Origin of the sequence: Nocardioides sp. (assembly GCF_036503465.1) — a bacterium.
Lineage (GTDB): Bacteria > Actinomycetota > Actinomycetes > Propionibacteriales > Nocardioidaceae > Nocardioides.
Window position 1 is genome coordinate 1 of sequence record NZ_DASXWU010000021.1, and the last position, 23141, is coordinate 23141.

Annotated in this window: 23 protein-coding genes; 12 read left to right on the forward strand and 11 right to left on the reverse strand. The window is 71.9% G+C overall.

The annotated features are described in order from the left end of the window. Positions 1 to 73 precede the first annotated feature (73 nt). Positions 74 to 1693: a chaperonin GroEL gene (gene groL / locus VGK78_RS03005; protein WP_331525828.1), complete on the reverse strand. Its 1620-nt coding sequence runs from the start codon at positions 1691 to 1693 to the stop codon at positions 74 to 76. 147 nt (positions 1694 to 1840) lie between these two features. Then, positions 1841 to 2134 carry a co-chaperone GroES gene (groES, locus tag VGK78_RS03010; RefSeq protein ID WP_331525871.1) on the reverse strand — a complete coding sequence of 98 codons (294 nt, stop codon included), beginning with the start codon at positions 2132 to 2134 and terminating at the stop codon, positions 1841 to 1843. Between the two features lie 214 nt (positions 2135 to 2348). Here groES and VGK78_RS03015 point away from each other — a divergent pair, with 214 nt between their 5' ends. The 6 genes from VGK78_RS03015 to VGK78_RS03040 all read left to right on the forward strand — a co-directional run bounded on the left by VGK78_RS03015 (position 2349) and on the right by VGK78_RS03040 (position 9709). Next, positions 2349 to 3125, forward strand: a complete 777-nt coding sequence (locus VGK78_RS03015) for a cyclase family protein (RefSeq protein WP_331525829.1) — start codon at positions 2349 to 2351, stop codon at positions 3123 to 3125. A gap of 1 nt (position 3126) precedes the next feature. Continuing rightward, positions 3127 to 4767 (forward strand): thiamine pyrophosphate-binding protein, encoded by a 1641-nt coding sequence (locus VGK78_RS03020; protein ID WP_331525830.1) that lies wholly within the window; start codon positions 3127 to 3129, stop codon positions 4765 to 4767. A gap of 4 nt (positions 4768 to 4771) precedes the next feature. Continuing rightward, the gene (locus VGK78_RS03025) at positions 4772 to 5932 is read left to right on the forward strand and encodes a class I SAM-dependent methyltransferase (protein ID WP_331525831.1); all 1161 of its coding nucleotides are present in this window, start codon (positions 4772 to 4774) and stop codon (positions 5930 to 5932) included. Positions 5933 to 6006: 74 nt separating this feature from the next. Continuing rightward, complete coding sequence (locus VGK78_RS03030; RefSeq protein ID WP_331525832.1) at positions 6007 to 7425, forward strand: MFS transporter; 1419 nt, start codon at positions 6007 to 6009, stop codon at positions 7423 to 7425. Between the two features lie 5 nt (positions 7426 to 7430). Further along, complete coding sequence (locus VGK78_RS03035) at positions 7431 to 8231, forward strand: purine-nucleoside phosphorylase (RefSeq protein ID WP_331525833.1); 801 nt, start codon at positions 7431 to 7433, stop codon at positions 8229 to 8231. Beyond that, positions 8228 to 9709 carry a purine-cytosine permease family protein gene (locus VGK78_RS03040; protein ID WP_331525834.1) on the forward strand — a complete coding sequence of 494 codons (1482 nt, stop codon included), beginning with the start codon at positions 8228 to 8230 and terminating at the stop codon, positions 9707 to 9709. The genes VGK78_RS03035 and VGK78_RS03040 overlap by 4 nt, the downstream gene beginning before the upstream one ends. Before the next feature lie 146 nt (positions 9710 to 9855). On the opposite strand, the gene VGK78_RS03045 is transcribed toward VGK78_RS03040, so the two are convergent. After that, positions 9856 to 10941, reverse strand: coding sequence for an S-(hydroxymethyl)mycothiol dehydrogenase (locus VGK78_RS03045; protein WP_331525835.1), 1086 nt, complete (start codon positions 10939 to 10941; stop codon positions 9856 to 9858). Positions 10942 to 11071: 130 nt separating this feature from the next. Between VGK78_RS03045 and VGK78_RS03050 the strand changes: the two genes are divergently transcribed. From VGK78_RS03050 to VGK78_RS03070, 5 genes are all read left to right on the forward strand, one after another. Further along, a complete protein-coding gene (locus VGK78_RS03050) occupies positions 11072 to 12169 on the forward strand; it encodes a hypothetical protein (protein ID WP_331525837.1) in 1098 nt (365 codons plus the stop codon). Positions 12170 to 12258: 89 nt separating this feature from the next. After that, positions 12259 to 12816 (forward strand): SigE family RNA polymerase sigma factor, encoded by a 558-nt coding sequence (locus VGK78_RS03055; protein WP_331525838.1) that lies wholly within the window; start codon positions 12259 to 12261, stop codon positions 12814 to 12816. Continuing rightward, a complete protein-coding gene (locus tag VGK78_RS03060) occupies positions 12813 to 14036 on the forward strand; it encodes a hypothetical protein (RefSeq protein ID WP_331525840.1) in 1224 nt (407 codons plus the stop codon). Before VGK78_RS03055 ends, VGK78_RS03060 begins: the two co-directional genes overlap by 4 nt. A 72-nt stretch (positions 14037 to 14108) precedes the next feature. After that, positions 14109 to 14699, forward strand: a complete 591-nt coding sequence (locus tag VGK78_RS03065; protein ID WP_331525841.1) for a SigE family RNA polymerase sigma factor — start codon at positions 14109 to 14111, stop codon at positions 14697 to 14699. Further along, a complete protein-coding gene (locus VGK78_RS03070) occupies positions 14696 to 15979 on the forward strand; it encodes a hypothetical protein (RefSeq protein WP_331525842.1) in 1284 nt (427 codons plus the stop codon). The genes VGK78_RS03065 and VGK78_RS03070 overlap by 4 nt, the downstream gene beginning before the upstream one ends. A gap of 5 nt (positions 15980 to 15984) precedes the next feature. Here VGK78_RS03070 and tsaD read toward each other — a convergent pair whose 3' ends face one another. The 5 genes from tsaD to VGK78_RS03095 are packed head-to-tail and all read right to left on the reverse strand — an operon-like array spanning position 15985 to position 19308. Continuing rightward, positions 15985 to 17034: a tRNA (adenosine(37)-N6)-threonylcarbamoyltransferase complex transferase subunit TsaD gene (gene tsaD / locus VGK78_RS03075; protein WP_331525843.1), complete on the reverse strand. Its 1050-nt coding sequence runs from the start codon at positions 17032 to 17034 to the stop codon at positions 15985 to 15987. A gap of 19 nt (positions 17035 to 17053) precedes the next feature. Further along, positions 17054 to 17449, reverse strand: a complete 396-nt coding sequence (locus tag VGK78_RS03080; protein ID WP_331525844.1) for a VOC family protein — start codon at positions 17447 to 17449, stop codon at positions 17054 to 17056. After that, a complete protein-coding gene (rimI, locus tag VGK78_RS03085) occupies positions 17446 to 17907 on the reverse strand; it encodes a ribosomal protein S18-alanine N-acetyltransferase (RefSeq protein WP_331525846.1) in 462 nt (153 codons plus the stop codon). The genes VGK78_RS03080 and rimI overlap by 4 nt, the downstream gene beginning before the upstream one ends. Next, entirely contained in the window at positions 17904 to 18545 is a 642-nt protein-coding gene (gene tsaB / locus VGK78_RS03090; RefSeq protein ID WP_331525847.1) for a tRNA (adenosine(37)-N6)-threonylcarbamoyltransferase complex dimerization subunit type 1 TsaB, read from the reverse strand. The genes rimI and tsaB overlap by 4 nt, the downstream gene beginning before the upstream one ends. A gap of 10 nt (positions 18546 to 18555) precedes the next feature. After that, positions 18556 to 19308: a metallophosphoesterase gene (locus tag VGK78_RS03095; RefSeq protein WP_331525848.1), complete on the reverse strand. Its 753-nt coding sequence runs from the start codon at positions 19306 to 19308 to the stop codon at positions 18556 to 18558. 47 nt (positions 19309 to 19355) lie between these two features. On the opposite strand from VGK78_RS03095, the gene VGK78_RS03100 reads away from it, so the two are divergent. Then, on the forward strand, positions 19356 to 19898 hold the full coding sequence (locus VGK78_RS03100; RefSeq protein WP_331525849.1) for an NUDIX hydrolase: 543 nt from the start codon (positions 19356 to 19358) through the stop codon (positions 19896 to 19898). A 71-nt stretch (positions 19899 to 19969) separates the two neighbouring features. On the opposite strand, the gene tsaE is transcribed toward VGK78_RS03100, so the two are convergent. From tsaE to alr, 3 genes are read right to left on the reverse strand one after another with little or no spacing between them, the layout of a single operon-like run. Then, positions 19970 to 20908 (reverse strand): tRNA (adenosine(37)-N6)-threonylcarbamoyltransferase complex ATPase subunit type 1 TsaE, encoded by a 939-nt coding sequence (gene tsaE / locus VGK78_RS03105; protein WP_331525850.1) that lies wholly within the window; start codon positions 20906 to 20908, stop codon positions 19970 to 19972. Then, positions 20905 to 21981, reverse strand: a complete 1077-nt coding sequence (locus tag VGK78_RS03110; RefSeq protein WP_331525851.1) for an alpha/beta hydrolase — start codon at positions 21979 to 21981, stop codon at positions 20905 to 20907. Before VGK78_RS03110 ends, tsaE begins: the two co-directional genes overlap by 4 nt. After that, the gene (gene alr / locus VGK78_RS03115; RefSeq protein ID WP_331525852.1) at positions 21978 to 23123 is read right to left on the reverse strand and encodes an alanine racemase; all 1146 of its coding nucleotides are present in this window, start codon (positions 23121 to 23123) and stop codon (positions 21978 to 21980) included. Before alr ends, VGK78_RS03110 begins: the two co-directional genes overlap by 4 nt. Between the last annotated feature and the right edge of the window lie 18 nt (positions 23124 to 23141).

A 23141-nucleotide genomic window follows, 5' to 3' on the forward strand; every position in this document is an offset into this window, starting at 1 on the left:
CTCGACGTCGGTGTGCCCTGCGGCGGTGACGAGCGCGTCGACCGCCGCCTCGGAGAGCGGGGCGCGGCCGAGGTCAGTGGCCGTGCCCGTGACCGTGGCCGGCCGCGGGGGGCTCCTCCTCCTCGGGCTTGTCGACGATCAGGGTCTCGGTCGTCAACAGCATGCCGGCGATCGAGGTGGCGTTGACCAGCGCGGAGCGGGTGACCTTGACCGGGTCCAGGACGCCCTGGGCGACCAGGTCGCCGTACTCGCCGGTCTCTGCGTTGTAGCCCTCGCCGACCTTGCCCTCGCGGACCTTGCTGACGATGACGTAGCCGTTCTCGCCGCCGTTCTCGGCGATCCAGCGCAGCGGCTCGTCGGCCGCGCGACGCACGATCCGTACGCCGACGGCCTCGTCACCGGTCAGGCCGAGGTCGCCGTCGAGCACCGACACGGCGTGGATGAGCGCGGAGCCGCCGCCGGGGACGATGCCCTCCTCGATCGCGGCGCGGGTCGCGGAGACGGCGTCCTCGATGCGGTACTTCTTCTCCTTCAGCTCCACCTCGGTCGCCGCGCCCACCTTGACCACGCACACGCCGCCGGCCAGCTTCGCGAGGCGCTCCTGGAGCTTCTCGCGGTCCCAGTCGGAGTCGGTGGTCTCGATCTCGGCCTTGATCTGGTTGACCCGGCCCTCGACCGCGGAGGTGTCGCCGCCGCCGTCGACGATGGTCGTGTTGTCCTTGGTGACCACGACGCGGCGGGCGGTGCCGAGCACGTCGAGGCCGACCTGGTCGAGCTTGAGACCGACCTCGGGAGCCACGACCTGACCGCCGGTCAGGGTCGCGATGTCCTGCATCATCGCCTTGCGCCGGTCACCGAACGCCGGGCTCTTGACCGCCACCGCGGTGAAGGTGCCGCGGATCTTGTTGACCACCAGCGTCGACAGCGCCTCGCCCTCGACGTCCTCGGCCAGGATGAACAGCGGCTTGCCCGCGGCGATGACCTTCTCCAGCAGCGGCAGCAGGTCGGCGATCGCGGAGATCTTCCCCTGGTGCAGCAGGATGTAGGGGTCGTCGAGGACGGCCTCCATCCGCTCGGGATCGGTCACGAAGTACGCCGAGATGTAGCCCTTGTCGAACTGCATGCCCTCGGTGAACTCCAGCTCGGTGCCCATGGTGTTGGACTCCTCGACCGTGATCACGCCGTCCTTGCCGACCTTGTCGAAGGACTCGGCGAGCAGCTCGCCGATGTGCGCGTCGCGGCTGGAGATCGTGGCGACCGACGCCATGTCCTCCTTGGAGTCCACCTCGCGGGCGGCCTCGCGCAGGGCGTCGCCGATCGCCTCCGCGGCGGCGTCCATGCCGCGCTTGAGCGCCATCGGGTTGGCACCGGCGGCCACCGCTCGCAGACCCTCGTGGACCATCGCCTGGGCGAGGACGGTCGCGGTCGTGGTGCCGTCACCGGCGATGTCGTTGGTCTTGGTGGCGACCTCCTTGGTCAGCTGCGCGCCGAGGTTCTCGAACGGGTCGTCGAGCTCCACCTCGCGGGCGACCGTGACGCCGTCGTTGGTGATCGTGGGCGCGCCCCACTTCTTGTCGAGGACGACGTAACGGCCCTTGGGGCCGAGCGTCACCTTGACCGCGTCGGCGAGCGCGTCGACGCCGCGCTCGAGCGAACGCCGGGCGCGCTCGTCGAACTCCAGGATCTTGGGCATTGAAGATGCTCCTTGCTACAGAGAAGTCAGTGGATTTCGAGACGGTGGAGGCACCCCGTCGCTGGCGCGCCGGTGTGCCTCCCCCTCCTCAATCTCCTCGCTGATCGAGGCCTGGCCTCGCAAGCTCGGCCAGACCCCGGCTCGGATTCAGGACACGACCGCGAGCACGTCGCGGGCCGAGAGGATCAGGTAGTCCTCGCCGCTGTACTTGACCTCGGTGCCGCCGTACTTGCTGTAGATGACCTTGTCGCCCACCGCGACGTCGAGCGGGACGCGGTTGCCGTTGTCGTCGATGCGGCCGGGCCCGATGGCCAGGACCTCGCCCTCCTGGGGCTTCTCCTTGGCGGTGTCGGGGATGACCAGGCCGGACGCCGTGGTCTGCTCGGCCTCGAGGGGCTTGACGACGATCCGGTCCTCGAGGGGCTTGATGTTGACCGACACGATGTCGACCTCCACTTTCTCCACTGTGTTGTGCGAGCTGGGAGCCACACGCTCCCGGACGTTGGAGCCTGCACTGACGTACGCCGTCGCGGGGGTCGTCCGTCGGGGCAAGCGCTGGCATTCTCGGGTCGAGAGTGCCAACGCCGAAACTAGCACTCACCGACAACGAGTGCCAACGGGGTCCGGCAGGACGGCGTCGGCGTACGGTGCTCCCATGCCATCGCTCCTCTCCTCCCTCACCGACGCCCTCGCCGACGGCTCCGTCGAGGTGGTCGACCTGACCGCGCGGCTCAGCAGCGACACCCCGGTGATCCAGCTGCCGCCGGAGTTCGGCCAGACCGCTCACTTCGAGCTCGAGGAGATCAGCGCGTACGACGACCGCGGGCCGGCGTGGTACTGGAACAACTTCCGCTCCGGCGAGCACACCGGCACCCACTTCGACGCGCCCAACCACTGGGTGACCGGCAAGGGCGGGCTCGACGTGGCGAGCGTGCCGGTGGGCCACCTGATCAGGCCGGCGGTGGTGCTCGACTTCAGCGCGCAGGTCGCCGACGACCCCGACTTCCTGCTCGAGGTCGACGACATCACGAGCTGGGAGCAGCAGCACGGGCCGCTTCCCGACGGCGGCTGGCTGCTCTACCGCACCGGGTGGGACGCCCGCTCCGACAGCCAGGAGCGGTTCACGAACGCCGACGAGAACGGCCCGCACACGCCCGGGATGAGCCCGGAGTGCGCGCGCTGGGTCGCCGAGGACTCGCCGGTGATCGGCGTCGGGGTCGAGACCGTCGGCACGGACGCGGGCGCCGCGCACTCGTTCGACCCGCCGTTCCCCTGCCATGCGAACCTGATGGGCAGCGGCAAGTACGGCCTGACCCAGCTGCAGAACCTCGCGTCTCTCCCGCCGACCGGCGCGGTCCTGATCGTCGGGCCGCTGCCGATCGTCACCGGGTCGGGCGCACCGGCTCGGGCCGTCGCTCTCGTCGAGCGCTGACGTGGCGCCCGGTCCGACCGTCGCCGAGGTCGTCGGCCGGACCTTGGTGGACTCCGGGGTCGACCATGTCTTCGGCGTCGTCGGCTCCGGGAACTTCCACGTCACCAACGCGATGGTCGCCGCCGGCGCCCGCTTCGTGGCCGCTCGGCACGAGGGCGGAGCCGCCACGATGGCCGACGCATTCGCCCGTACGTCGGACCGCCCGGCCGCGGTCACGGTCCACCAGGGCTGCGGCCTGACCAACGCGATGACCGGGATCACGGAGGCCGCCAAGAGCCGGACGCCGGTCGTCGTCGTGGCAGCCGAGGTGACCGAGCCGCGGTCGAACTTCTTCGTCGACCAGGAGGCGCTGGCACGGGCGGTCGGAGCGGTGCCGTTCCGCGTGAGCGACGCGACCACGGCGAGGGAGGTCGCGCGCCACGCCGTGCGCACCGCGGTGACCACGCGCCGTACCGTCGTGCTGAACCTGCCCCTGGCGGTCCAGGCCCTCACAGCAGGCCAGGCGCCGAGCTCGACCCACGGGCGCGAGGAGGCGGTCGTCACGCCCTCCGGCGAGGATCTCGACCGGCTGGTCGACGCGGTACGCCGCGCCGAGCGACCCGTCTTCGTGGCGGGGCGAGGCGCCCGGGGCGCCGGTCCCGCGGTCGCCGAGGCTGCCGAGCGTGCCGGCGCGCTGCTCGCCGAGTCGGCCGTCGCGAAGGGACTGTTCACCGGCCACCCGTGGTCGCTGGGTGTCTCCGGCGGGTTCGCCTCACCCGGCGCGGCGGAGCTGATCGGAGACGCGGACCTCATCGTCGGGTGGGGCTGCACCTTGAACATGTGGACGATGCGCCACGGGAAGCTGATCGCTCCCGGGGCGACCGTCGTCCAGGTCGACGACACGGTCGAGGCGCTGGGAGCCCACCGCGAGCTGACCTTCGGCGTCCTCGGGGACGTCGAGGCGACCGCGACAGAACTCGAAAAGAGCCTGACCGGCGACCTCACCGGTTACCGCACAGACGAGGTACGCCGACGCCTCGAGGCCGGCATCGGGTGGGCGAGCGCGACGTACGACGACCTCGGCGGTCACGGCCTGATCGACCCGCGTACCCTGACCCGCGACCTCGACGTACTGCTTCCCGCGGACCGGGTCGTCGCGGTGGACTCCGGGAACTTCATGGGCTACCCCGCGGCGTACCTCGGAGTCGGCGACCACCACTCGTTCTGCTTCACCCAGGCGTTCCAGTCGATCGGCCTCGGACTGGCGACGGCAGTCGGCGCGGCGATCGCGAGCCCGGGCCGGCTCACCGTCGCCGCGCTCGGCGACGGCGGCGCACTGATGTCGGCGATGGAGCTCGAGACGGTCGTCCGCCTCGGGCTCGACATGCTGGTCGTCGTCTACGACGACCATGCCTACGGCGCCGAGGTGCACCACTTCGGCCCCGACGGCGCGCCGCTCGACACCGTGGTCTTCCCCGACACCGACATCGCGGCGATCGGCCGGGGTTTCGGGTTCGACGCGGTCACCGTGCGTGCCCCGGGCGACCTGGACGCCGTACGCGCCTGGCTCGACGCCGGCCGCCCTCGCCCGATGCTGGTGGATGCGAAGGTCGTCGACAGCCAGCCGTCGTGGTGGCTGGAAGAAGCCTTCCGGGGTCACTGAGCCCATGGAGCTGGAGACGTTCCGGTGGCTGCTCACCGACGACGGTCAGAGGCTGCTGGATGCCGCGACCGCTGCCGAGGGGACGCCGCTCCAGGTGCAGCGAGTCCTGCGTGAACGAGCCGCGCCGGAGCAGGTGGCGGCGGCCCTGGGGCAGGTCGAGCTGCGCCGGCACGCGATCGCGAAGCTCGGCGACGACGCGGGCCGGATGTACTTCACGCGGGAGGGACTCGAGCAGGCCACCCGGAGCACGGTCGCGCGGCACCGAGCCTCCCGTGTCGGCCTGGTCGGGCCGAGCGTGGTCGACCTGACCTGCGGCATCGGCGGCGATCTGGTGGCGTTCGCACGAGCCGGGCTGACCACGGCCGGCATCGACCTCGATCCGCTGCGGGTCGAGATGGCGCGGGCCAACCTGGCCGCGCTCGGACTCGGTGGCGCCGTCGAGGTCGGCGACGCGACCGCGCTCGACGTCACCCCGTTCGCCACGGCGTACGCCGACCCCGCACGACGCGGTGCGCGCGGGAGGTCGTTCCGCGCCGACGACTGGACGCCGCCCTGGACCTTCGTCGTCTCGCTGCTGACCGGGCGGGCCTGCGTGAAGGTCGCACCCGGCATCCCGCACTCGCTGCTCCCGGACGGCGTCGAGGCCGAGTGGGTCAGCGACCAGGCCGAGGTGAAGGAAGCGGTGCTCTGGTCGCCGGTGCTGGCGACCGTGCGGCGTCGCGCCACGGTGATCGGGCAGGGCGGTCTCGCCACGTTGACCGAGGAGGACGACCCGGGTGCGGACGTCGGCGGCGTGGGCGCATTCCTCTACGAGCCCGACGGCGCGGTGATCCGAGCCGGTCTGGTCACCGCAGTGGCCGCCGGAGTTCGGGGCCACCTGCTCGACCGGAGGATCGCCTATGTCAGCGGCGACGCGGCGTACCACACCCCCTTCGCGCGCGGCTATCGCGTCCTCGAGGAGCTGCCGTACCGCGAGAAGCAGCTGCGGGCCGCCCTGCGTGAGCGGAGCATCGGCACGCTGACCATCAAGAAGCGCGGCGTCGACGTCGCGCCGGAGCAGCTGCGGCAACGGCTCGCCCTGCGGGGCGACGAGACCGCGACCATCGTGCTCACCCGGGTCGCCGGCGAGGGCACCGCCCTCCTCGTCGAGCCGATCCGGGGGTGATGGCGCTGGGCGTCGGACGCTCGCGAAGCAGTACGCGCTCAGGCCCTCCACGGGGGCTCTGACACGATCGACGAGTGACCCCGGACGATCAGCGCGGCCGCTGGGTCGCGCTGATCGTCTGCTGCAGCGCGATGTTCATGACCCTCCTCGACGTGAGCGTCACGAACGTCGCGCTCCCCTCCATCGGCCGCGACCTCGACGCCGGCTCGGCGGAGCTCCAGTGGATCGTCTCCGGGTACACGCTGGCGTTCGGGCTGGTCCCGGTGCTCGGGGGCAAGCTCGGCGACGACCACGGACGCCGGCTGATGTTCCAGATCGGCGTCGGAGGGTTCGCGGTGACCTCGCTCCTGTCGGGACTGGCGCCCGGGGCGGGCCTGCTGATCGGTGCCCGCGTTCTCCAGGGGCTGTTCGGCGGACTGATCAACCCGCAGACCTCCGGCTTGGTGCAGCAGATGTTCCACGGTCACGAGCGCGGCCGGGCGTTCGGCGTCCTCGGCACGACCGTCGGGCTCGGCACCGCCGTCGGTCCGCTCATCGGTGGCGCGCTGATCGGTCTCGGCGGCCCGACCCTGGGCTGGCGACTCGTCTTCTTCATCAACCTCCCCATCGCGGTAATCGTGATCCTGTTGGCCCGCCGGCTGCTCCCGGCGCCCACCGAGAGCGTGCGGCACCGGCTCGACGTGCTCGGCGCGGGCATGCTCGGCCTTGCCACCTTCTGCATCCTCTTCGCCTGCGTGGAGTACGACGTCGCGCACGACGCCCGGCTCGCCTGGCTGGCCGTGCCCGCCGCGGTGCTCCTGGCGATGTTCCTGCGCCGGGAGCGGCGCCTCACCCTGCTGGCACGTGACCCGCTGGTGGACCTGCGGCTCTTCCGACGGCCCTCCTACGTCGCGGGGAGCACGCTGGCGCTCACGTTCTTCCCCGCGATGGCCGGGCTGCCGCTGGTGCTGGCGATCTACTACCAGTACGGCCTCGGCTACACGCCGATCGAGTCCGCGCTCGGGGTCACGGCGTACGCCGTCGGAGCCGGGATCTCGGCGCCACTCGTCGGCCGCGTGGTCACCCGGGTGGGGCGGCCGCTCGTCGTGGGTGGTGCGGTCACGTTCGGCATCGGCGCCGTGGCGCTGGCGCTGGTGCCTCCCCATGTCCCGCACGACGCCGCCCTGGCCCTCGCGGCACCCTTGTTCGTGATGGGCTGCGGCCAGGGAGCGGTGATCACGCCGAACCAGACCCTGGCGCTGATGGACGTCGACCCGCTGATGGGCAGCACCGCCGGGGGCGTGCTGCAGACCAGCCAGCGGATCGGGCTCGCGATCGGTCAGGCGGTGATCGGGACGGTCTTCTTCAACTCGATCGCCGGCTCCGGCCCCGCGGCGTACGCCCACGCACTGGGCCACGCCGTCCTCGCCGCCCTCTGCTTCATCGCCCTCGCGGTCGCGATCGGCGTCCACGACCTCGTGCGCGCACGACGTCGTCAACCGCAGATAGGTTGAGCGCTGTGACCGACGCGGACCCGCGGGAGCAGGCAGCGCAGGCGGCCGGACGGATCGCCGACCTCACGGGTGTCCCGCGTCACGACGCGGTGGTGGTCCTGGGGACCGGCTGGGCTCCGGCGGCGGACGCCTTCGGCGAACCGGTGGCCGAGCTGCCGATGACCGACGTGCCGGGCTTCGTCGCGCCGGCCGCCGACGGACACCGCGGCACGATCGCGTCGTACGACGTCGAGGGCGTGCCGACGCTGGTGCTGTCGGGGCGCACGCACCTCTACGAAGGCCTCGGTCTGCGGCCGGTCGTCCATGGCATCCGCACCGCGGCGGCCTGCGGCTGCACCCTGGCGCTGCTGACGAACGCGAACGGTTCGCTGCGCGACGACCTCGACATCGGCCAGCCGGTCCTGCTGCGCGACCACCTGAACCTGACCGGCACGTCCCCGATCGAGGGCGCCCATTTCGTGGATCTGACCGACTGCTGGTCCGCGCGCCTTCGGGGGATCGCCCGGGAGCTCTACCCCTCGCTGGTGGAGGCGACGTACGCCTGGCTGGCGGGCCCGCACTACGAGACGCTCGCGGAGGCCGAGTGGGTACGCCGCGTCGGCGGCGACGTGCTCGGGATGTCGACGGTGCCCGAGGCGATCGCGGGAAGAGAATGCGGTCTGGAGGTGCTCGGACTGTCGACGGTCACGGCGATCGAGGGTCAGGACTCGGGCATCGACCCGCGCGAGGTGGTGGCCGTCGCTGAACGCACGGCCGCACGGATGGGCCCGCTGCTCGCGGACCTGGTGAGAAAGGGACTGCCATGACCACTCTCGACGAGTCGTCCGCCCAGAGGGCACCGGTCGCGCCGGGTGCCATCGAGGCCAACGGGATCAACGTCATCGCCGAGTCCGAGCGCAAGGGCACGTCGGCCGGATTGTTCTGGCCCTGGTGCGCCTCGAACATCTCGGTGCTGGCAGTCCCCTACGGCGCGTTCATCATCAGCTTCGGCGTCAGCTTCGGCCAGGCCGTGGTCGCGGGGGCGCTCGGCGTCGTCGTCGGCTTCCTGCTGGTCGGTCTGGTGTCGATCGCAGGCAAGCGCGGCTCGGCTCCGACGCTGATCCTGTCGCGGGCGCCGTTCGGTCGGTACGGCAACAGCCTCCCGGCCATCGTCTCCTACTGCCTGCTGGTGGGCTGGGAGACGGTGCTGGTCTCGCTGTCGACCAAGGCGGTGGCCACCGTGTTCCAGCAGCTCGGCTGGAGCAGCGGGAACGCCGTGAAGGTGATCGCCTTCATCGTCGTGGCGGCCGCGATCGTCGCGGCCGGCGTGCTCGGCTTCGACGCGATCATGAGGATCCAGCGCTGGCTGACGATCGCGATGGTGATCGTGACCGCGGTGTACATCGCCCTGACGGTGGACGAGATCGACATGAACAAGGCCACCGACCTCTCGACCGGGTCGACCGCGGCCCTCCTCGGCGCGGCGATCCTGGTGCTCACCGGCTTCGGACTCGGCTGGGTCAACACCGCGGCCGACTACTCCCGCTACCTCCCGCGGAGCACGCGCACCGGCGGCGTGGTCTTCTGGCCGACGTTCGGGGGCAGCCTGCCGGTCCTGATCCTGGTCGGCTACGGCCTCCTGCTCTGCGCCTCCTCGTCGTCGCTCAACAATGCGGTGCAGAACGACCCGATCGGCGGCCTCGCGACGGTGCTGCCCGACTGGTTCCTGGTGCCGTTCGTGCTGGTCTCGGTGGCCGGCCTGATCAGCGGCGCGATCCTCGACCTCTACTCCTCCGGCCTCACCCTGCTCTCGCTCGGGCTGCGGACCCCACGGTTCGTCGCCGCCGGCATCGACGGGGTGCTGATGATCCTGGGCACGATCTACATCGTCTGGAGTGCCGCCGACGACTTTCTCGGCATCTTCGAGGGCTTCCTGATCACCCTGGGCGTCCCGATGGCTGCGTGGTGCGGAGTGTTCCTGGCCGACCTCCTGGTGCGCCGCCGCGACTACGACGAGCCGTCGCTGTTCACCGCCCGGGGCCGGTACGGCGCGGTCGGCTGGCCGGCGTTCCTGCTGATGGCGCTGGCGACGGGCATCGGGTGGGGCCTGGTCGTCCAGCCGTTCGGCGCCAAGGGCCTGGGCTGGCTCGGCTACCTCCTCGACCCGCTGGGCTTCACCGACGGCAAGACCGGCGAGTGGGCCTTCGCCAACCTCGGCGTCCCGCTGGCCCCGGTGATAGCGTTCGTGGGCTACATGCTGGTCGGGACCTTCCGGGTGCGGTCCCAGGAACGCGCCGCCGCCTGAGAAGGCTCCCTCGGGCCGGGGTCGGACGCTTCATCACGCTGGGTAGGTGAACGGGTCGTGGGCCAGCGGAGTTCCGCTTGCCCAGCGACGGCTCGACCACTCAGCGTGATGAACCGGCCGACGAGGACCCGGGGGAGCAGGAGCCGTCAGAAGATGACCACGGAGCGCAGCACGTCGCCTTGGTGCATCTTCTCGAACGCCGCCTCGACGTCACCGAGGCCGATCTCCTCGGACACGAACGCGTCGAGGTCGAGCCGGCCCTGCTGGTAGAGCGAGACCAGCATCGGGAAGTCGCGGCTGGGCAGGCAGTCGCCGTACCACGACGACTTCAGCGCACCGCCGCGCCCGAAGACGTCGATCAGCGGGATGTCCGGGATCCGCATGTCCGGGGTCGGCACGCCGACCAGCACCACGGTGCCGGCGAGGTCGCGGGCGTAGAAGGCCTGCTTCCAGGTCTCCGGCCGGCCGACCGCGTCGATCACGACGTCCGCGCCGTTGCCGCCGGTCAGCTCCTGGATCGCCGGCACCGGGTCGACGTTCTTGCTGTTGATCATGTGCGTCGCGCCCATCCTCCGGGCTCCCTCGAGCTTCCGGTCGTCCACGTCGACGGCGATGATCGTGTCCGCGCCGGCCAGCGCGGACCCGGCGATGGCGGCCGTGCCGACGCCTCCGCAGCCGATCACCGCGACGCTCTTGCCGCGTGAGACGTTGCCGGTGTTGATCGCCGCGCCGAGCCCGGCCATCACACCGCACCCGAGCAGGCCCACCGCTGCGGCACGAGCCGAAGGATCGACCTTCGTGCACTGACCCGCCGCGACCAGCGTCTTCTCGGCGAACGCCCCGATCCCCAGCGCAGGCGACAGCTCGGTGCCGTCGGCCAGGGTCATCTTCTGCGTGGCGTTGGCGGTGGCGAAGCAGTACCACGGCTCGCCGCGGTTGCAGGCACGGCAGTTCCCGCAGACCGCGCGCCAGTTCAGGATCACGAAGTCACCGGGCGCGACCGAGGTCACGTCGTCCCCGACCGCCTCGACCACGCCGGCCGCCTCGTGCCCCAGCAGGAAGGGGAAGTCGTCGTTGATGCCGCCCTCGCGGTAGTGCAGGTCGGTGTGGCAGACCCCGCACGCCTGCACCTGGACGAGCGCCTCGCCCGGCCCGGGGTCGGGGACGCTGATCGTCTCGATGCCGACCGGCTCGCCCTTGGCGCGGGCGACGACTGCCTGGACCTGGTGCATGCGGGCTCCTCCCCCAACGACGGTGCAGCGACCCTCAACGAGCGCTCGGGCAGCCTACGAGGCCGAACGCGCGGGCAGGAAGGTGCCCTGGCTCCGACAACTTTCAACCGCCCGGTGCGGTCCCACTACCGTGAAGGCGACCAGGTCACTGCTCGTCGCGGCCCCGACGCTGGCGCTCGCGCTGGCCCCCGCGGCCACGTCGTACGCGCTGGAGCGGCCGCACACGCGCGCGGAACCGGGCCGGTACGCCGCGCCGGCGCCGGCCGACCGGCCCTTCCCGGTCACCGGGCTGGCAACGGGTGACCGACCGCGGATCCCCTACGCCGTCGCCTCGTCAGTCGACTTCCTGGGCGGCGACTGGGTGCTCCGGCATCCGGACGGAAGCACCCTTCGGCTGCCGACGCTCACCTGGAGCGTCTGGGCACCCATGGGCGACGGTGCGATCGGGATGGCGGGCACCGAGGCGGGTCCGGAGCTGCAACGCGTCTCCGGCACCGGCGCGGTCCGGTCGCGACTGATCCAGCACTTCGGACTGGCGGTCTCCCCCGACCACGAGATCGTCGGCTGGCTGGGCGACCGTGGCAGCCCCCGCGTGGTCGAGGGTGGAGGCACCCGTTCCTCCACGATACCGCGAGTCGGGCGAGGCACCGTGATCGCCTCGATCGAGGGCCCGGGCACCTGCCAGGAGCAGGCGCCCGAAGGCGGCGGCTGCACGGTGTTCGTGAACGGCCGTCGCCATGCCTGGGCGTCCACCTCCCACGGTCTCGTCGACAGGGTCGCGCCGGCGCTCAAGGTCTCGGATGTCTCACAGCGGGGACGCGTCGCCGGCCTGCTGTCACGGCGTACCGACACGCACCGTGCCTGCTGGGGCGTCGTCCGGGCCGACGGGCACCGGGTCGTCCGGACGTGCAACTACTACCTGGACACCTTCTCCCCCGACGGCCGCCGGGTGCTCGGAGAACGGTCGGAGACCCGGTGGGCCAGCGTGAATCGCTTCGCCGTCTTCGGCCGCGACGGGCACGTGGTGCGCTCCTGGGTCTTCGACCCCGGTCGACACCGCAGCCTCTCCCAGCTCACCTGGGAGGACAGCCGCCACCTGCTCGGCGTGCTGCACACCCGCGGTCGGTGGGGCATCGTCCGGATCGGCACCGACGGCACCGTGGAGTACGCCGGCGCGACGGTCGCTGCGACCGACGAGCTGACGCCGTTCAGCCTGCCCCTCCGATGACGGTGCGCTGAGCTGCCCGTCCATGCCGATGCAACCCTCTGCGCGCCGTTCTCGTCCACGGGGTGACACCGGACGAGGATGGTGAGCGCATGGTGCACGCGGCAGCGGGCGGAGGCGTGATGGACATCCCTGGGCTCTCCCGCGACCGCGACTTCGAGTCGTGGCTGGCGGCCCGCGAGCCGGCGCTCCAGCGCACCGCGCACCTGCTCACCGGCGACGTCCACTCCGCGCAGGACCTGGTCCAGAACACCCTGGCCAAGCTCTACCTGGCCTGGGGCCGTCTGGACCACGTCGCGGACGTGGACGCCTACGCCCGCCGGATCCTGCTCAACGAGCACCGCACGGCCTGGCGCCGGCCGGTACGCCGCCGCGAGCAGATCACCGACGTGGTGCCGGACCGTGCGGCGCCGTCCCAGCCGGAGTACGACGGGCAGCACGAGGCGGTCTGGAAGTTCGTCTCGTCCCTGCCGCCCAAGCAGCGCGCGGTGGTGGTCCTGCGCTTCTACGAGCAGCGGACCGAGGCCGAGATCGCCGACCTGATGGGCATCTCGCTCGGCACGGTGAAGTCCCAGAGCAGCCGAGCGCTCGCGGCACTGCGGGCCCATCTCGCCGAACACCCCGAGATCGCCGGGAAGGACGAGTCATGAACGCCGATCACACCGAGGACCTGCTGACGCAGACGCTGCACGAGCACACCGAGCGCACCGACTACCCGACAACGCCGCTGCTGACGGTGGCCGCCCGGGCCCGCGCCGTGCGCGCCCGGCGACGGCGTACGACGGTTCTGGCGGCGGCCGCCACCATCGCCGCCGTCGCGGTGCCGGGCGCCGTGTGGCTGGGCCGCTCGCCGGACGCCTCGACCGAGCCCACGGTGGCCCCGAGCACGACCACGTCCTCGGCGACGGTTTCGACCAGTCCCTCGACGGCACTGGCCGACCTGCCTGTGGGTCACAAGCCCGGCATCGACTACCTCGACGGCGACACCTACATCGACATGAACGGGGGCCGCCTCCAGGATCCGGCCTTGACCACCGCGACCGTGGCAACGCCGGTCCGCGGAGGACTGCTGTTCGCCTTGCCCGGGAAGACCCCCGACCTCGCCGAGCTGTGGGTCCACGGGCAGAACGGCGATCAGCAGCTCGGTTGCGGTCGGGGCCATTTCGCGATGTCCGCCGACGGGGTGCAGTCCGCGTACTGGGTGAAGGACTCCTGCAGCGACAAGGACGCGGGGAGGCTGTACGACGGTGCGGACAACACCATGGGCGAGGGGGGACCGGGATTCGTCCGTACCCCGCTGGGCGACCTGATCGACCCGGTGGGCATCCAGCCGGGGAAGGTGGTCGTCAACGCCTGGCGCGGGCAGACTCCCACGGCGGAGCTGATCGACTCCTACACCGGCGAGGCCACGCCGCTCTCCGCACTACGCGTGGTCACCGGGTCCGACGAAAACAACCAGGTCGTCTCCGGCGAGCTCGCGGGTCAGCCCGCCGACCAGGTGGGCGAGAGCGCGGTGGTCGACGTCCGCACCGGTACGGTCAAGTGGCGGGCGGACTGGCAGCTCGGTCAGTTCTCCACTGACGGGAAGTATGTCGTCGGGCTGCGGTCGGGCGACGGGTCCGCAGACTCCTACGCGGTCTTCAACGCCGCGACGGGAGCGAAGGTCGCTGACCTCGGGGGGTGGACCCCGGGCTGGATCACGCAGGTCGCATGGGACTTCGACGACACCCTCCTCGCGGTGGCCGACGACGGACAGGGCCAGACCGCCATCGTCAGGTTCGACCTGAACGGCCACGTCACGCGAACCACAGCGGTGCGCCAGCAGAAGAACGCCTCCCTCGAGGTCTACCGGCTCGCCACCCGTCCCTGAGGTCTCGCCCTCTGGCACCATTGCAACCTTCCCGCCCCGGGTCGCGTCTTGGTCGCGACGTGAGGAGGGGCAATGGACCGACCACCCGAGCATGGGACGGGGACCGTGGGAGTGGCCGACCGCAAGAGCGCGCGAGACACCCGTGACGCCGACTTCGCGGCGTATCTGGCGGCCAGGCAACCGAGCTTGCTTCGTACGGCGTACCTGCTGACCGGCAACCGGCACGACGCCGAGGACCTGGTGCAGACCGCCTTCGCCAAGCTGTACCTGTCGTGGGACAAGGTGCGCCAGCAGGGCTCGATGGACGGCTACGTCCGCCGGATCCTGGTCAACGAGCACAACTCGCTGTGGCGCCGCGCCTGGAAGAAGCGCGAGCACAGCGCCGACGACGACACGCTGCACCGGCTCGACCGGCCCCACCACGACGTCCAGGACGACGGCGTCGGCGCCGCGCTGTGGGACGTCGTGCAGACGCTGCCGCGCAAGGCGCGCGCGGTCGTCGTGCTCCGCTACTACGAGGAGATGAGCGAGGCCGAGACCGCGGCCGTGCTCGGGATCTCCGTCGGGACCGTGAAGTCCCAGACCAGCCGCGCACTCGCGGCCCTGCGCGAACGCGCACCCCAGACCCTGAACCCCCGCGCCCGCGAGGAGGAAGACCGATGAACGACCACGACGAGCTGGGCACCCGGCTCACCCGCACCCTGACCGAGCACTCCGACGTGATGTCCGGGTCCTCGCTCGGCCTGGCCGACGTGAAGGGCCGCGCCCGCTCGATCCGTCGCCGTCGTACGGCGACCGCCGTGGTGGGCGTCGCGGCGGCGGTGGCCGTGATCGTGCCGACCGCCTCGCTCGCCGCCCACACCAGCGGCAAGCCCGAGCCGGCCCCGGCCATCACCCAGACGCCCAGCCCGACCACGACGGCCTCACCCGACTCCGGGCACCAGCCCGCACCGGGCGTGCTCGACGTCTCCGACCTGCCGACCGGCGACGCGCCCCGGATGGACTACGTCGCGAACGGCGTCTTCCACACCGCCGATGGCGACAGCTTCGGGGTGGGCACCCGCTACCGGCCCGACCAGTTCGTGGAGCTCGACGACGGATCCCGGGTCTGGCACACCACCGCCAACGGCAAGGCGTACGTCGAGATCCAGGACTCGGACGGCAACTTCCACGACCCGGTCGCGAGCGGCTGGGGTCTCACGGTCAACGCGTCGCACAACGTCGTGGCCTGGCTGGACCCGTCGGGCCAGGTCATGCTGTGGGAGGGTCGGGCGACCGAGCCCCGGCCGCTCGGAGACCCGATCCAAGGCTCGGACCTGCGCCTGGGTCCGGTGTTCGGCGAGGGCATCGGAGCCAACGGTGGCAGCGGGCCGGGGTGCACGGTCACCGGCTGCACCGTCTACGTCAACGTCACGGACAACCAGGGCCACCGGCAGGTCTGGGAGGTCTCGGACGCCGCTACCCAGCAGCTGCGCGATGGCGGCTACCTGGTCCTCAACGACGAGAGCGAGGCCGGTCTGTCGATCGGGCTGACCGAGATCAAGGACTTCGAGAGCTGCTCGAAGCTGTTGGGCGGCGGCGAGTTCCAGGGCTTCGAGACCTGCAAGAACCAGCTGCAGTCCTTCTCGCCGGATGGAAAATTGATCCTGGCCCTGCCGACCAACTACGACGGATTGGGCCCGACCGCCATGGCGATGTACCGCCTGGACGGGACCCGGTTGTTCGAGCGCCAGGCCACGGTGCACGCCCAGGCCGCCTATCCCGGCGCCACCTGGGAGGACGACACCCATGTGCTCGCCCCGTTCTTCCAGGACGGCACGTGGTCGATCGTCAGGGTCGGTTCCGACAGCAACATGGAGTACGCCGTCCCGCCCGTGTCGGGTGACGACGTGGACAACCCGTTCATCCTCCCGACCGGTGGCGCCCTCTCGGCCGGCAGCTGAGTCGGTCAGGCGACGACCTCCGTCACCGGCTGGGACGAGTCGGCCGGCAGGTCGAGGGCGGACGGCGTACGGCCCCGGGCGACCAGCTCGGCGCCCAGGGCGGCGACCATCGCGCCGTTGTCGGTGCAGAGTCCGGGTCTCGGGACCCGGACCCGGATGCCCGTGGCCTCCGCCCGCTCGGTGGCCATCGAACGGAGGCGGGAGTTCGCGGCGACGCCCCCTCCGATCAGGATGTCCTCGATGCCCTGGTCGGTGGCGGCGTCGAGCGCCTTGCGCACCAGCACGTCGCAGACGGCCTCCTGGAAGCTCGCCGCGACGTCGCCGACGTCGATGCTCACGCCGTCCCGCTGCTGGGTCTCGACCCATCGGGCGACCGCGGTCTTGAGGCCGGAGAAGGAGAAGTCGAACCGGTGCCGCTCGAGGTCGCGTCGGCTGGTCAGGCCGCGTGGGAAGTCGATCGTGACCTGCCCCTCCCGGGCAGCTCGGTCGATGTGCGGGCCGCCGGGGAACGGCAGACCGAGCAGCCGCGCCACCTTGTCGAACGCCTCGCCCGCCGCGTCGTCGATCGTGGAGCCGAGAGGATCGACGCCGCCTCCGTGGCCGGTGACGTCTTCCACGCGCAGCAGGCTGGAGTGGCCGCCACTCACGAGCAGCGCCAGACAGGGCTCGGGAAGGGCACCGTGCTCGAGCTGGTCGACGGCGACGTGCGCGGCCAGGTGGTTCACGCCGTAGATCGGCTTGCCCAGCGCGAGGGCGAGACTCTTGGCGGCGGCGACACCGACCAGGAGGGCGCCGGCGAGGCCCGGGCCGCTGGTGACGGCGACCGCGTCCACGTCGTACAGCTGGATCCCGGCCGTCTCGCAGGCCCGCTCGATGGTCGGCACCATCGCCTCGAGGTGGGCCCGGCTGGCGACCTCGGGGACGACCCCACCGAAGCGGGCGTGCTCGTCGACGCTGCTGGCGACGGCGTCCGCGAGGAGGGTGCGGCCGCGGACGATCCCGACGCCGGTCTCGTCGCACGACGTCTCGATGCCGAGGACGAGGGGCTCGCTCACCGGGCCCATTCTGCCGGGGTCAGAGGCGTGCCTCGTCGCGGGTCGGCTGGAAGAGCTCGACGAGGTTGCCCGACGGATCCTCGACCAGGACCTGCCGGCCGCCGATCCCTTCGATCAGCTCGCTGCGCAGCGTCACTCCTGCCTCGCTGAGCCTGGTCATCTCGCCCTCGAGGTCGTCGACCTGGAGCGTGAACCGGTTCCAGCCACCCGGTTGCGGGGTGCTGCCGTCGGCCAGCTGCCGCCCGCCGCCGCCCTGGCTGTTGGGCGCGCTGAGCAGGAGTCGCAGGTCGTCCTTGGTGAGCATCGCGAAGGCCGGCGCCGGATGCATCACCTCGGTGAAGCCCAGCTGCCCGCAGTAGAAGCCGATCGCGGCGTCCACGTCGTCGACGATGTACCGCACGCTGATGCTGCTCATGACCCTCCGTCCGAGACGTCGTCGGTGAGACGCCGCTCAAGCACGATCGCGGTGGTGCCGTCGGCGTAGTAGCGCGGGCGCCGGTTCACCTCAGTGAACCCCCGACGGGCGTAGAACGCCAGGGCCCCGGCGTTGCCCTCGCGGACCTCGAGCAGCAGGCGCTCGGAGTAGCGGAGACGGGCCTCCTCCTCGACGCGCTCGAGAAGTGCCGACGCGATGCCGGTACGACGATGGGTCACCGCCACCGCGATCCGCTGCAGCTCGGCGACGTCAGCGAACAGGCTCGCGGCGGCGTAGCCGAGGACTCCGGCCTCGACGGCGACCAGGTAGAGCGTCCCGGGGATCTCGCCCGAGAGGCCCTCGGCGAGCAAGTCGTCGGACCAGGCATCGGAACCGAATGCCTGCTTCTCGAGGGCCGCGATCGCGGGCCCGTCGCCCCGCTCTGCCGGCCGGATCACGAGACTCGCTTGGGCGCACCCGGGGCGATCGCGTCGGGACGGCGGAGGTACATCGGCTCGGGGTCGTGCAGCTCGGCCAGCTCCTCCGCGACCGCGCGGGCCAGCCAGGCGGCGCCGGGCAGGGCGGGATCGCGCCGGTCGGGGAAGGCGTCGGGGTAGAGCACGGCACCTTCGCCGGCCACCGGGCCGTCGGTCGCCGCGTCACTCTGGCGGAGCACCTCGGGACCGTCGAGGCGGACCCCCTGGTCGTCGTACGTCGCGAGGTAGACCTCCTTGCGCCGCGCGTCGGTGGCGACGGCGAAGTCTCGGCCGATCGGACGTGGCCCGCGTGCGGCCTCGAGGGCGACGACGTCCAGCGAGCACACGCCGTACACCGGGATCTCGAGGACGAAGGCGAGCGTGCGTGCCGTGACCAGCCCGACCCGCAGTCCGGTGAACGGGCCGGGTCCGACGCCGACCGCGATCGCGGTCAGGTCCTGGCGGACGATCCCCGCGTCGGCCATCACCGCCTCGATCAGCGGCGCCAGCCGCTCGCCGTGCTTCATCCGCTGCTCCGACCTGCGCTCGGCGACGGTGTCGTCGCCGTCGTGGAGGGCGACGGTCACGTACGGCGTGGCGGTGTCGAACGCGAGCAGCACGCGTCCGAGGTTACTGAGCCGGCAGTGCCCGCCAGTGGGTGGTGACGCGGGGCGGGCTCTCGGCGTCGTCGACGAGGTGCAGGGCGAAGCTGGCCGGCGCGCCGTACCAGAGGGTGTCGACCTGCTCGGCGTCGGCGGTCACCGTGGAGACGATGCCGCCGCCCGTCAGCAGCGGCCGGCCCGCGAACGACGTCGTGCTCATCGTGTGGGCATGGCCGACGAGGGTGGCGACGACGTGCGGATGATGGTCGATCACCGCGGCGAGAGCGTCGCCGTCCATGAGCCGGATCGGGTCCATCAGCTCCAGGCCGATCGTCGTCGGCGGGTGGTGCAGGCAGACGAAGGCCGGGACGTCGGACTCGCCGAGTCGTGCGTCCAGCCAGCCGAGCTGCTCGTCGCCGAGCCGTCCCTCGTCGACCCGTTCACCGGCGACCGCATCGATCAGCGAGTCGAGCATGACGAAGCGGTAGCCGTTCGTCTCGACGACCGACCGGGCGGCCACGCCGAGGCCCTCGACGAAGGCGGTGCGCACGTCGTGGTTGCCGGGACACACCGTGACCGGTCCGGGCCAGCGGTCGAGCCAGGCGCGGGCTTCGGCGTACTCGTGGGCGAGGCCGTGGTCGGCGACGTCGCCGGTGTGCACCAGGACGTCGGGGCGCGGGTTCATCGCGAGCACGTGATCCATCACCGCGGTGGCGCGCTCGGAGGGATCCTGGACGTCGTTGCCGACGTGGGTGTCGCTGACGTGAGCCACGACGAACATGCACACACCCTCGCACGCCGTCTTCCGAGGCTCACTAGGGTCGCCCCATGACCGACTGGGCGGCCAGGTTCCCGACGCTGTTCCGGCCGCGGTTCGAGGGGTATGCCAACGCCGACCTGGAGTTCCGGCTCGGGGCACCGCCCGACGGCCAGGTGAGCCGGCTGCACCTGGTCGCGGTGGACTCCGAGGGCCTGGTGGTCGTCTGCCGCTCGGTCGAGGAATGGCGCTTCCTTCCCGGTGGCCGCCGCGAGCCCGGTGAGGCGCTGGCCGAGCTCGCTCGCCGGGAGCTGCTGGAGGAGGCCGGATGTCTCGTCGTCGGCGACCCGGGCCCGGTGTTCTGCCACCAGCGGGCACTCTCACGTAACCCCGAACCCCACCACGCCCACTTCCCCCACCCCGAGTCGGCGTGGGGCTACGCCGTCGCCCGGGTCGAGCTGACCGGACCGCCGACCAACCCCGAGGGGGCTGAGTCGGTGGTCGAGGTACGCCGGATGCCCGCAGCCGACGCCGCCGACTGGTTGCGCGTCCACGACGAGGAGCACGCCGCCGTGGTGCTGCTGGCCGACGCGATGGGCCTCCTCGGCCCCTGACGCTTGGGGGGTCGAGTGGGCTCGGTCGGGCTGACCGGGTCGTCCGCTCCAGGGGGCACCAGAGGTGCCGCTCAGGCGGACGACCCGGGCGTGCCCAGCCAACGGCGGCCCACCGGGGCGATCCGTACCCGCCTCGGGTCGAGCCCGTCCTGACGTGCCGCGTCGTCCGCGAGCGCCCGGTCGATGCGCACCTCGACCCGGTCGTCGGCGAGCCCTTCGGCGATGCCCTCGCCCCACTCGATCACGGTCACGGCCTCGTCGAGCGAGGTGTCGAGGTCGAGGTCGTCGAGCTCGGCGACGCCGCCGAGCCGGAAGCCGTCGACGTGCACGAGTGGCGGGCCGTCACCGAGGGCGGGATGGACCCGCGAGATCACGAACGTGGGCGACGTGACGTCGCCGCGCACCTCGAGACCCGCGCCGAGACCCTGGGTGAACGTCGTCTTCCCGGCGCCGAGCTCACCCGCGAGCACCACCACGTCGCCCGGGCGGAGCCGGGCGGCGAGGGTCGCTCCGATCTCCCGCATGGAGTCGGCGTCCGGCGCGTCGTAGGTGCGCGGTGCGGGGCGCCGGAGCTCGACGTACGGCCTGGCGGCACCGACGGGCACGAACCCGTGCTCCCGCCAGAACCTGCTGGTCCTCGGAAGCTCCTCGCGCGCGAGCACCGCGACCTCGTCGTACCCCTCGGCCCGCGCAAGGGCTTCTTCGACCAACATGGTCGCGACCCCGTGGTCGCGGACCTCCGGCAAGACGCCCACCCGGCGCAGCCACAGAGTCGAGCCCTGGGGGTCGAGCACGAGCGCGCCGACATCGCGGTCGTTCTCAGGCCCGGCGCTGACGTCGTACGACGCGACCAGGCCGCCGCCGTTCGCGAGCGCCTTCGCCAGGGACTCCTCGGTGTCTCTGAGTGCATCGGCGGGAGGATCGAGCACGGGGCGTGTGGAGAACGCCGCGCGCACGATCTTCAGGAGCGCCGGTGCCGCTTCGGCGCCGACCGGTCGGATGGTCGTCACGAGGCGTCCGCCTTCTGCCCCGCGGCCGCGAGCAGCCGGTCGAGCTCGGCGTTCACCTCGTCGTGCCGCTCCATGATCACCATGTGGCCGGCGCCCTCGCACTCGAGAAGCGTCGATCCCGAGATCTGCGCATGCAGGTTGCGGCTGTGGTCGACCGAGGTCAGCTTGTCGCCGGTGCCGCAGATGACCGCGGTCGGCACGACCGACAGCGCCTTGACGGTCTGGAACTTGTCGAGTGCGGCGAAGTTCGGGAAGAACTCCGCGACCACCTCGAACGGCGTCTCCGACAGCATCCGGTCGACGAACTCGACGTACGACGCCGGTACGTCGTCACCGAAGGCGAGCTCGTCGGTCGCCACCAGCGCGATCGAGCGCCCGACCCGACGAACCCCGTCGACGGCCCGGTGGCCGCGGGCGAGCAGGGCGATCAGACGCGAGGCGAGCTGACCGCCGACCGTCGCGGGCAGGAGCGGCAGCAGGACCCGGTGCGGCTCGAGACCGCCGGCGGTCGTCGAGATGAGACCCACGCCGACGACGCGGTCACCGAACAGCTCGGGGTGCTCCTCGGCGAGGGCGACGATGGTCATCCCGCCCATCGAGTGGCCGACCACCACGACCGGTCCCTCGGGCGCGACCGCGTCCAGGACGGTCCTCAGGTCCCGTCCGAGCTGCTCGATCGTCGCGTGTCCCGGCGCCGAGCGCCCGGAGCGGCCGTGGGAGCGCTGGTCGTAGTACACCGTCCGCACGCGGCCGCGGTAGGCGGCGCGCTGGAAGTGCCAGGAGTCGAGGGTCAGCGAGTAGCCGTGGACGAACACCACCGTGAGCTCCGGCGCGCTGCTGCGGCGCTTCGCGGCGTACTCGTCGATCTCGACGTGGAGGTCTACGCCGTCCTCGGTGGCCACCGTGATCGGGGTCGAGTGCAAGGATCCGAACGGCGTGAGGTCGCCCGCCCCGCGGCGGCTGATGACCTTCCGGCGTCGGGCGACGCGGTACGCCGTCCCGGCGGCGGCGACACCGACCGCGCCGGCGGTGATCCCGCCGGCGACCGACAGGACCTTGCGGGTGGTGCTCACCGGGCGGCTCCCGTGTAGCGCCGGGTCAGCCGGCCGCCCATCCGGGTCACGATCTCGTAGTGGATGGTGCCGCAGGCCCGCGCCCAGTCGTCGGCGGTCGGCTCGCCCGACGCACCGCTTCCGAACAGCACCACCTCGTCACCCGGAGCGACATCGGTGCTGCCCGGGTCGCCGAGGTCGATCACGAACTGGTCCATGCAGATCCGTCCCCGGACCGGCCGGCGCTTGCCGTCGACCCAGACCTCGGCGGTGTTCCCCGCGTGGCGCGGGACGCCGTCGCCGTACCCCAGCGGCACCAGGCCGACGCACGTCTCGGTGGTGGCCGTCCAGGTGTGGCCGTAGGAGATGGAGGCGCCGGCACGGAGGTCCTTGGTCAGTGCGAGCGGAGCCGTCACCGTCATCGCGGGCTCCAGGCCGAGGTCGGGACTGATGCCGGGGGCGGGGTCGAGGCCGTACGCCGCGATCCCGCAGCGCACCAGGTCGAACCGGCTCGACGGGCGCAGGACCGCCCCCGCCGAGTTGGCGAGGTGGCGGACCTCGGGGTGCAACCCGGCCGCCTCGGCGCCGGCGAGCGCCTCACGGAAGGCGCGCTCCTGCGCGGTGTTCGCGGGGTGATCCGGTTCGTCGCTGCACGCGAAGTGCGACCAGATGCCGGTGACCCGCCAGACCCCGTCCTCCTCCCCGGCACGGGCAGCCTCGAGGAGGTCGGGCCAGAGATCCGTGGTCGAGCCGCCACGCGAGAGCCCGGTGTCGATCTTGAGCTGCACCCGGGCCGGCGTACCAGTCGCGGCGTCGCGGATGGCGTCCAGCTCGGCGACGGTGTACGCCGTGACGTCGACGTCCCGCTCGATCGCGGCCGCCCAGTCGTCGCCCGGGGTGTTCAGCCAGCACAACATGCGGCCGGTGTCGCCGGCGACGCGCAGCCGGACCGCTTCGTCGATCGTGGCGACCCCCAGCCAGGGGGCGCCCGCACCCCGCGCGGCGGCCGCGGACTCGACGAGACCGTGTCCGTAGCCGTCGGCCTTGACCACCACCATCACGTCCGCACCGTCCGGCGCGACCAGGTCGCGGAGGATGCCGACGTTGCGCCGGATCGCGTCCAGGTCGACCACGATCTCGGGTCGACGGACCTCGGCGCTCATGGAGGCCATCCTCCCATC